The sequence below is a fragment of the Dietzia sp. UBA5065 genome (assembly GCA_002415925.1).
Lineage (GTDB): Bacteria > Actinomycetota > Actinomycetes > Mycobacteriales > Mycobacteriaceae > Dietzia.
This window is the reverse complement of the sequence record DIAZ01000106.1, coordinates 502-8,953: the sequence shown is the minus strand read 5'-3', so window position 1 is coordinate 8,953 and position 8,452 is coordinate 502. Positions and strand designations below refer to the sequence as shown.

General features: G+C 73.1%; 9 protein-coding genes. 5 read left to right on the top strand and 4 right to left on the bottom strand.

The features are described 5' to 3' along the window. Positions 1 to 1,057, top strand: a 1,057-nt coding sequence (locus tag B4M60_RS08140; RefSeq protein WP_349679617.1) for an MBL fold metallo-hydrolase, incomplete at its 5' end; no start/stop codon positions are given. 97 nt (positions 1,058 to 1,154) lie between these two features. Further along, complete coding sequence (locus tag B4M60_RS08135; RefSeq protein WP_291082079.1) at positions 1,155 to 1,349, top strand: hypothetical protein; 195 nt, start codon at positions 1,155 to 1,157, stop codon at positions 1,347 to 1,349. Between the two features lie 339 nt (positions 1,350 to 1,688). On the opposite strand, the gene B4M60_RS08130 is transcribed toward B4M60_RS08135, so the two are convergent. Further along, entirely contained in the window at positions 1,689 to 2,456 is a 768-nt protein-coding gene (locus B4M60_RS08130) for an ABC transporter ATP-binding protein (RefSeq protein ID WP_291082077.1), read from the bottom strand. Further along, positions 2,453 to 3,505, bottom strand: a complete 1,053-nt coding sequence (locus B4M60_RS08125; RefSeq protein ID WP_291082075.1) for an FtsX-like permease family protein — start codon at positions 3,503 to 3,505, stop codon at positions 2,453 to 2,455. The genes B4M60_RS08130 and B4M60_RS08125 overlap by 4 nt, the downstream gene beginning before the upstream one ends. 191 nt (positions 3,506 to 3,696) lie before the next feature. Between B4M60_RS08125 and B4M60_RS08120 the strand changes: the two genes are divergently transcribed. Together B4M60_RS08120 and B4M60_RS08115 are read left to right on the top strand one after the other, a co-directional pair. Then, on the top strand, positions 3,697 to 4,926 hold the full coding sequence (locus tag B4M60_RS08120; protein WP_291082073.1) for a sensor histidine kinase: 1,230 nt from the start codon (positions 3,697 to 3,699) through the stop codon (positions 4,924 to 4,926). Next, on the top strand, positions 4,923 to 5,555 hold the full coding sequence (locus tag B4M60_RS08115) for a response regulator transcription factor (protein WP_291082071.1): 633 nt from the start codon (positions 4,923 to 4,925) through the stop codon (positions 5,553 to 5,555). Before B4M60_RS08120 ends, B4M60_RS08115 begins: the two co-directional genes overlap by 4 nt. Positions 5,556 to 5,566: 11 nt before the next feature. Here B4M60_RS08115 and B4M60_RS08110 read toward each other — a convergent pair whose 3' ends face one another. Both B4M60_RS08110 and B4M60_RS08105 read right to left on the bottom strand, forming a co-directional pair. Further along, the gene (locus B4M60_RS08110) at positions 5,567 to 6,238 is read right to left on the bottom strand and encodes an enoyl-CoA hydratase/isomerase family protein (protein ID WP_291082069.1); all 672 of its coding nucleotides are present in this window, start codon (positions 6,236 to 6,238) and stop codon (positions 5,567 to 5,569) included. A gap of 152 nt (positions 6,239 to 6,390) precedes the next feature. Then, positions 6,391 to 7,425: an aspartate-semialdehyde dehydrogenase gene (locus B4M60_RS08105; protein WP_291082067.1), complete on the bottom strand. Its 1,035-nt coding sequence runs from the start codon at positions 7,423 to 7,425 to the stop codon at positions 6,391 to 6,393. Between the two features lie 429 nt (positions 7,426 to 7,854). Here B4M60_RS08105 and B4M60_RS08100 point away from each other — a divergent pair. Then, positions 7,855 to 8,452, top strand: a 598-nt coding sequence (locus B4M60_RS08100) for a hypothetical protein (RefSeq protein WP_291082066.1), incomplete at its 3' end; no start/stop codon positions are given.

Sequence of the window (8,452 nt, the reverse complement as noted above, 5' to 3'; positions counted from 1 at the left end):
AGATGTGTATAAGAGACAGGCCTCCGCACGACCGGAGACCGGCCGCGGGCCCGCCGAGCGTCATACACTGCGGCCGTGGTGGCCGGCAGCCCGGCCGCGACCCGACCCGAGAGGCGTGACCATGCAGTTCAGATGGGGCCGACCCGACCTGGCCGCGTACCGGGCGCGGCCCTCGACGCCGCCGGCCTCGCCGACCTCCCCGCTCACGGTGTCCTTCCTCGGCGTGACCACCCTGCTGTTCGACGACGGCGAGTCGGCCGTCATGACCGACGGGTTCTTCACCCGACCTTCCCCGGCCCGGACGCTCCTCACCCCCCTGCGGAGCGACCCGGCACGCATCGACCACGCCCTGCGCACCGCCGGGGTGGACACCCTCGACGCCGTGGCCTGCGGGCATTCCCACTACGACCACGCCCTCGACTCGGCCGCCGTCGCCCAGCGCACCGGCGCCACGCTCGTCGGCGGGGAGTCGACCGCGCAGCTCGGGCGCGGGGCCCGGCTGCCCCCGGATCGCATCGCCACCGTCGCCCCGGGCGAGGCGCTGACGTTCGGCGGCTTCACCCTGACCTTCCTCGAGTCCGAGCACTCGCACCCCGACCGCATCCAAGGGGTGATCGAGCGCGCGGTCGCCCAGCCCGCCCCGGTGCGCGCGTACAAATGCGGCGAGACGTGGTCGATCCTCATCGACCACCACGGCTCCGGGCGGTCCGCGCTCGTCCACAGCAGCGCCGGCTTCCGGCCCGGGATGCTCGACGGGCGCCGCGCCGACGTGGTCTACCTCGCCGTGGGGCAGCTCGGTCATCAGCCCCGGGAGTACATCGAGCGCTACTGGGCCCAGACCGTGACGGCCGTGGGCGCGGAGTCGGTCATCCTCACCCACTGGGACGACTTCTTCCGGCCACTGACCAAGCCCCTGCGGGCACTCCCCTACGCGGTCGAGGACCTCGACGCCGCGATGCGCGTCCTCACGGCGTGCGCCGAGCGGGACGGAGTCCACCTGGAGCTGCCTGCGCTGTGGCGTCGCACCGACCCGTGGGCCACGAGACCAGACAAGTGACAGAGGAGGAAACCGAGCAGGGAATCACTCAGCTGCTTTCCTGCCCGCGGACGTCCGGCGTCGGCTGCACCTGGACCAGCCCGGGGCGCAGGTGGAGATGACCGAGCGTGACGACGGGGTCATCGAATTGCGGGCCGCACTTCCCGTGCCGGCCGACCAGCGCTGGTTCTGGGCCGAGCGGTGGCAACAGCGTGAGCTTGAGGTCGACGAGCACGTCGCTGCCGGCAGGGTGACGGTGCACGAGTCAACCGAGGACTTCCTCGACCACCTCGACCGACTCGACGCCGAGTGAGGTTCGAGACCACCCCGGCCTTCGACTCGGACTACAGGCGTCTCAAGCGCGAGCACGCCATCGCGTTCAAGTCCGTGGTCCGAGAGAAGTTCGCGCCAGCGTGCGATGCGTACGCCACGGAGCCGTCCACGCCGTGGCCAACCTCGCTACGCATCAAATCGGTCCGGTCGGCGCCCGGAGTCCTGGAAATGACCTGGTCGTTCGCGAGCCCAGACGGACGCGCAACCTTCGAACTGATCACCGTGGATGGAGAGCTGCGCTGCCGGTGGCGACGGGGTGGCGACCACGATGTCTTCAAGACTCCGTAGACACCATCCGGTCCGCTGACACGAGGCTGAGCTAGACCACCGCGCCGTCGACCAGACGCAGCTGCGCATCGCACCGCGTCGCGTTGGTGGTGTCGTGGGTGACCAGCATCAGCGCCACCCCGAACTCGCGCGCGGTGCCCAGCAGGAGCTCCATCACCACCTGCCCGGACTCGGAGTCGAGCGCGCTGGTGGGTTCATCGGCAAGCAGCAACGAGGGCTCTCTCATCAGCGCCCGCGCCACCGCCACTCGCTGGCGCTGCCCGCCGGACAGCGCACCGACGGGCCGTGCCCCCACAGACCGTGCCCCCACAGACCGACCCGCGGCCTCGCCCAGACCGACCACGCCGAGCAGCTGGTCGGCCCGCTCGCGCACCTCGCGGCGCCTGGCCCGTGACGGCCGCGAGCCCAGCCACGCCATCGCCTCGAGCTGTTCGCGGGCCGTGAGCGACTCCAGGAGGTTGGACTGCTGGAACACGATGCCGATCTCGTCCCGGCGCAGCTCCGCCCCGCGCCGCGGGCTCACTCCGGCGAGGTCCATCACACCGCCCCTGGTCTCCAGCCACACCTGACCGGACTCCGGCCTGGTCAGCGTGGCGGCCACCGCGAGCAGGCTGGATTTGCCCGATCCCGAGGGCCCGGTCACGGCCAGACTGCGCCCGCGGTCGATCGCGAGCGAGACGTCGTCGACGGCGGTGACCCTGCCCTCGCCGTCGGGGTAGGTCAGGACCACGTTCTCCATCCTGAGCACGGGGGACGCGGGGGTCGCGGGGGCGCGACCGGCGGGGCGAGGGCGGGTCATCGGGCGGCCCCCAGCGCGGAGTTGGGGTCGGCCGTCACGACGGGCCGCAGCGAGACGGCGGCGCCGGCGAGGCCGAGCACGGCGAGCAGCGCGGCCGGCACGAGCGTGGTCCCGGCCGAGACGACGAACGGCACGGCGCCGCCCACGGCCAGCCCGAGCAGCGCGGCGATCCCGACCCCGCCCCCGATGCCCACGGCCAACACGACCGCCGCCTGGCCCACCGAGTCGCGGACCACCGCCGCGGTGGACGCGCCGAGCGCCTTGAGCACCGCCACGTCGCGGCGACGCTGCATCCCCCACACCGCGAAGAACGCGCCCACCACCAGGGCCGTGACCGCGAGCAGCATGGACGTCATGGTGCTCAGCGAGGTGTTCTCCGCCTTGTGCGACGGCAGTGCGCCCACGAGTCCGTCGGAGTCGACCAAAGCGAGCCCCGAACCATCAGCAGCGGCACCGGCCACCGCGTCCGCCGACGCGGCCATAGTGGTGGCCGCCCCGCCCCGGGGCGCGAGCGCTCTCCAGGTGTCGAGATCGGTCACCACGACCGGGGTGTGTGAATGCCAGAGATCACCGGCGTGCCCGGAGACCGCCAGCGTGCGGCCGCCGATCCCGATCCGGCCGACGCCCGCGCCCACCTCGTCGTCGACGCCTGTAGAGACCAGCGCGCCTCCCCCGGCCGGCGGGGCCACCGACCCCACCGGTCCGGCCAGCCCCACGGCGACGGCGGAGACGCCGGTCTCGGAGCCGTCGTCCAGGGTGATCCGGGCGATGCCCACCGGCACGGCCGTCGGGTCCTGGGCGAGGACGGCGGCCACCTGCCCGTCGGTGAGCGCGGCCCGGTCGAGGTCGACGGCGCCCTTGTCGTCGGCGGGCAGGACGAAGCCCGATCCGCCCGACCCGAGGGCCCGGAGCGCGGAGACGCTCTGGCCCGCCAGCCCGGCGGTCAGGCCGAGCAGGCCCGCCACCAGGACGGAGAGCAGCAGCACGACGCCGGTGATGAGCGCGAAGCGCCCCCGGGCCGTGCGGAGGTCGCGGAGTGCGAAGAACATGGGTCTTTCCTCTCGTGACGGTATGCCTCGAGACTCGTCGCGGGGACGCGCGATCGGATCGCCCGCGAGGATGGTCCCGCGGGACGAACGGGGGAGCCGCCACTCCACCTTTCGATGGATGCGGCGGTACGGCGCCGACGACTAGCGTCGACCGGGTGACCTCTTTGCCCACCTCGACCTCTGGACCGGCTGTGCCCGCGTCCGTCCCGGAGCTCCCGCCCGAGTCGGCCGGGGTGCGGGTGGTGTTCACTCAGCTCCAGGTGGCGCTGCACACTCTGGTGGCCGCGCTGCTGACGCTCACGCTGGTCAGCGCGCACCGGGACACCGCCGGCGAGCCCGATCTACCGGCCGTGCTGGCCGCGGTCGGGTTCGCGGGCGTGTACGTGGCCGGGACCGTGTGGGCGCGCCGCCGCGAGGCCACCGCCGCCGCCCGGCTCTGGTGGCTGGCCGCCGTCCTGGGGCTGTGGGCGGCGCTGGTGGTGCAGGTCCCCGAGGCCGCCTACCTGGCGTTCCCGCTGTTCTTCCTGGCCCAGTTCCTGCTCGGCGTGTGGGCGGGCGCGGCGGCGGTGGCGGCGCTCGCCGCCGTGGCCGTGGTGTCGCTGGGCGTGCACGACGGCTTCACCCCCGCCGGGATCATCGGGCCGGCGGTCGGGGCGGTCGTCGCACTCGGCCTGGGGGCCGGCGTGCGTGCGCTGCACCGCGAGTCGCAGGCGCGGCGCGCGGTGATCGCCGAACTCGTGGCCGCCCGCACGGAGCTCGCCGCGCGGGAGCGGGAGGTGGGCCGCGAGGCCGAGCGGGCGCGGCTGGCCGGCGAGATCCACGACACCGTGGCCCAGGGGCTGGCGAGCATCGGGATGCTGCTGCACGCCGCCGAGCGCACGGATCCCGCACACCCCGCGGTGGACCGGATCCGCCTGGCCCGCGAGGTGGCGGCGGAGAACCTCACCGAGACCCGCAGGCTCATCGCCGCGCTGCGACCGGCGCCGCTCGACGGGGTCACGCTGGCCGGGGCCCTGGGCCGGGTCGCCGACCGGGTCCGCGCCGAGAATCCCGGGCTCGAGGTGGCCGTCGACGGCGGGCTCACAGGCGAACCGCCGGCGGAGCTCGCGGCGGCGCTGGTCAGGGTGGCGCAGGAGGCCCTGACCAACGCGGTCAGGCACGGCTCGCCGCACCGGATCACGCTGACGCTCACCGGCTCGCCCGCCGATTCCCCGACCGATTCTCCAACCCTGGTGGTGCTGACGATCGCCGACGACGGCCGCGGCTTCGACCTCACCGCCCCGCGCACCGCCGCGGCGTTCGGGCTCGACGGCATGGCGCGGCGGGTCCACGACCTGGGTGGCACGCTCGACGTGGACTCCGAGGTCGCCGGGGGCACCACGGTGCGCGCGGTGCTGCCGCTGCCGGGGAACGACGGATGACGACGACGAGGGTGCGGGTGCTCATCGCCGACGATCACGCGGTGGTGCGGACCGGGCTGCGGGCGCTTCTGGACCCCGATCCCGCGGTCGAGGTGATCGCGGACGTGGCGGGGGCCGGCGACGCCGTGGAGCGCAGCAGGATCGGCGACGTGGACGTGGTGCTGATGGACCTGCGCTTTGCCGGGGACGCCACCGCCGGGGTCCGGGCCACCGCCGCGCTCCGCGGGCTCACCGACCCACCTCAGGTTCTGGTGCTGACCAGCCACGACACGGACGCGGACATCCTCGGCGCGATCGAGGCCGGGGCCTGCGGCTACCTCCTCAAGGACGCCGGCCCCGACGAGCTGCTGGCCGCGGTCCACGCCGCCGCCGCCGGCGAGAGCGCGCTCTCCCCCACCGTCGCCGCCCGGCTCCTGAGCCGGCTGCGCGACCCGCGACCGGCGCTCACCGACCGCGAGGCGGAGGTGCTACGCGCGGTGGCCGGCGGGGCGACCAACCGGCAGGCCGCCGCCTCGCTGCACCTGTCCGAGGCCACGGTCAAGACCCACCTCGTGCACGTGTTCGGCAAACTCGGCGTGACCTCGCGGACCGCCGCCGTGGCCCGGGCCCGCGAGCTAGGGGTGTTGTAGCAGCGGTGCGGTCAGAGGCTGGCGCCGCCGCTGCCCTGGCGCAGCGCCTCGGTGACCGAGCTGAACATCGTGGACTTGATGGCCCCGAGGGTGGCGCGGTCCTTGCCGAGGATCGGGCCCAGGCGCGCGAGGGCCGCGGCGACGATCTCGGACTCCGGCGCGGTGGCGTCCACGAGGCCCGCCTCCCTCGCCTCGGGCCCCGGGTAACGGTGGCCGGTGCTCATCGCCGTGATGGCGGTCTGCGGGGTGGTCTTGGCCTGGATGAGCGCGGCCATGCCGGGGGTGAACGGGATGGTGATGTCCACCTCGGGGAAGCAGAAGTAGCCGCGGTCGTCGCGCATCACCCGGTAGTCGTGGGCCATGGCGAGCATGGCGCCGGCGCCGAACGCGTGCCCGTTCACCGCCGCGACGGTCGGCAGGGAGAAGGTGAGAACGCGCGTGAACAGCTCCTGGACCCGGCCGACGTACCAGTCGAGCCGATCGGGGTTCGCCATGAGCCAGTCCAGGTCGAGGCCGTTGGAGTAGAACTTGCCCGCGCCGACGGTGACGAGTCCCTTCGCGGACGACTCCACCTGATCGAGCAGGGCGTTGACGGCGTCGAGCCGGTCCGGGGCGAAGCGGTTCTCGTCGCTGCCGAGGGTCAGGACGGCGACGCCCTCGTGGTGGGTCAGGGTCGGGGTCATCGTTCGGGCACCTTTCAGGTGGGGGGGTTCGTGGGTGCGGGCGCTGGTGCCGGCCCGGGTGGCGGCCCCGGCCCGCGGGCGGCTGCGGGGCCTCGTCGTCGTCGCCCTCCCGAACGACTCCCACGCGACCGACCACGGGACCGGCGGCTGCGCTACTTCACCAGCAGTTCCGCTATCTGGATGGTGTTGAGCGCCGCGCCCTTGCGCAGGTTGTCGCCCGACACCACCAGGTTGAGGCCCCGGGCGCCCTCGATGGAGAAGTCCTGGCGGATGCGGCCCACCAGCGACTCGTCGATGCCCGCCGCGTCCAGCGGGGTCGGCACGTCGACCACCTTCACGCCCGGGGCCTTGGCGAGCAGCTCGCAGGCCCGGTCCGGCGTGATGTCGCGCTCGAACTCGGCGTTGATGCTCAGCGTGTGGCCGGTGAACACGGGCACGCGCACGCAGGTCCCGGCCACGCGCAGCCCTGGCAGGCCGAGGATCTTGCGCGACTCGTTGCGCAGCTTCTGCTCCTCGTCGGTCTCCTCCGAGCCGTCGCCGACCAGCGCGCCCGCCAGCGGCAGCACGTTGAACGCGATCGGCGCGACGTACGGCCCGTTGTCGTCGACCCTGAGCGCCGACCCGTCGTGCACCAGCTCGTGGCCCGCGCCGATGTTGCCGGTGACCTGCTCCTGGAGCGTCTCCACGCCGGCGAGACCGGAGCCGGAGACGGCCTGGTACGTCGACACCACGAGCCGCGTGAGCCCGGCCGCGTCGTGCAGCACCTTGAGCACCGGCATCGCCGCCATGGTGGTGCAGTTGGGGTTGGCGATGATGCCCTTCGGCGGGTTCTGCGCCGCCTCGGGGTTGACCTCCGAGACGACCAGCGGGACGTCGGGGTCCTTGCGCCAGGCGCTGGAATTGTCGACGACGACAGCGCCCGCCGCCGCGAACCTGGGCGCCTGCTCCTTGGACATGGTGCCGCCGGCCGAGAAGAGGGCGATGTCGATGCCCTGCAGCTCCTCATCCGTGGTGGCGGCGGTGTCCTCCACGAGGATCTCCTCGCCACGGAACGGCAGCGTGGTGCCGGCGGACCGGGCGGAGGCGAAGAACCTCACCTTGTCGGCCGGGAAGTCCCGCTCCTCGAGCAGGGCGCGCATCACGCGGCCCACCTGGCCCGTGGCTCCGACGACGGCGACAGTGGTCATGGGTGGGTCATCTCCTGGGAATTCCGGCTGGGGGCAAAGGTCCATCCTACCGGCCGCGTCCATCCCGGTCAGCGACGCTCGTCACACCCGCTCAGCGCACCCGCCGGCACCGCCCGCCCGCCCGACCGCCGCCACCGCCTCGGCCCGCCGCCACCGCCCGCCGCCACCGCCCCACCGCCCCACCGCCCGCCCGCCCCAGGGCCGCCAGGCGCCGTCCAGAGGATTTCGCCTGCGTCGGTCGAGTAGCTGTGCGCGAATTCCTCTTCTCGGCGTGAGTCTGCGCGTTCGGGACGTGAGTCTGCGGGTTCGGGGCGTGAGTCTGCGGGTGACTGGGTCCGATTTCCACATGCCCGCGCGCGTCCACAGGCCAGTCCGAATAGACCTGCCAAGGCGCGGTTTGACGGTGGTCGCTGGGCATAGTCACGACTCGTGAGCACCGATTCCCGCAACGGCCCGATCCGTACCCGCGACCTGCGACATCTCACCGGAAGCCGTTTGACCAATCGCGGCTACACCCGCCTCCACCACGGATTGTGGGTCCGCGACAACGTCCGCATCGACGCCTGGGCACGTGCGGAAGCACTCATGGAGCTGTACCCGGGCGCTACGCTGACCGGCTGGCTCGCGGCGACGCTCTACGGCCACAATTTCCCGCCGCGCACCTTCGCGGACGATGTGGTGGCGCCGGGACGACGGATCGAGCGGCCTGGAGTGGCAGGTTGGCAGTACCGGATCCCGCACGAGCACATCCAGGTGCTCACCTCGGGCCGCTCTCCGGACATCCGGATCGCGACCCCCGAGTGGGTCCTTTTCGACATCGCTCGGCGCGAGCCACGTGTCGAGGCGATCTGCGCGCTCGACGCCTCCACGACCATGGGCGTCCTGCCCATCGGTCGGTTACCGGCCCTGGTCCAGGGGATGCGCGGCGTCCGCGGTCGCCGGATCGTGCTCGACAGGCTGGTGGAAGTCGACACAGATGCCGAGTCGCCCTGGGAGACCCGGACGCGATTGTTCCTCCTCGAGAACG

Coding starts and splice junctions, on each gene's coding strand:
- B4M60_RS08135 (WP_291082079.1), top strand. CDS start 1,155: ATGACCGAGCGTGACGACGGGGTCATCGAATTGCGGGCCGCACTTCCC.
- B4M60_RS08130 (WP_291082077.1), bottom strand. CDS start 2,456: ATGACCCGCCCTCGCCCCGCCGGTCGCGCCCCCGCGACCCCCGCGTCC.
- B4M60_RS08125 (WP_291082075.1), bottom strand. CDS start 3,505: ATGTTCTTCGCACTCCGCGACCTCCGCACGGCCCGGGGGCGCTTCGCG.
- B4M60_RS08115 (WP_291082071.1), top strand. CDS start 4,923: ATGACGACGACGAGGGTGCGGGTGCTCATCGCCGACGATCACGCGGTG.
- B4M60_RS08110 (WP_291082069.1), bottom strand. CDS start 6,238: ATGACCCCGACCCTGACCCACCACGAGGGCGTCGCCGTCCTGACCCTC.
- B4M60_RS08105 (WP_291082067.1), bottom strand. CDS start 7,425: ATGACCACTGTCGCCGTCGTCGGAGCCACGGGCCAGGTGGGCCGCGTG.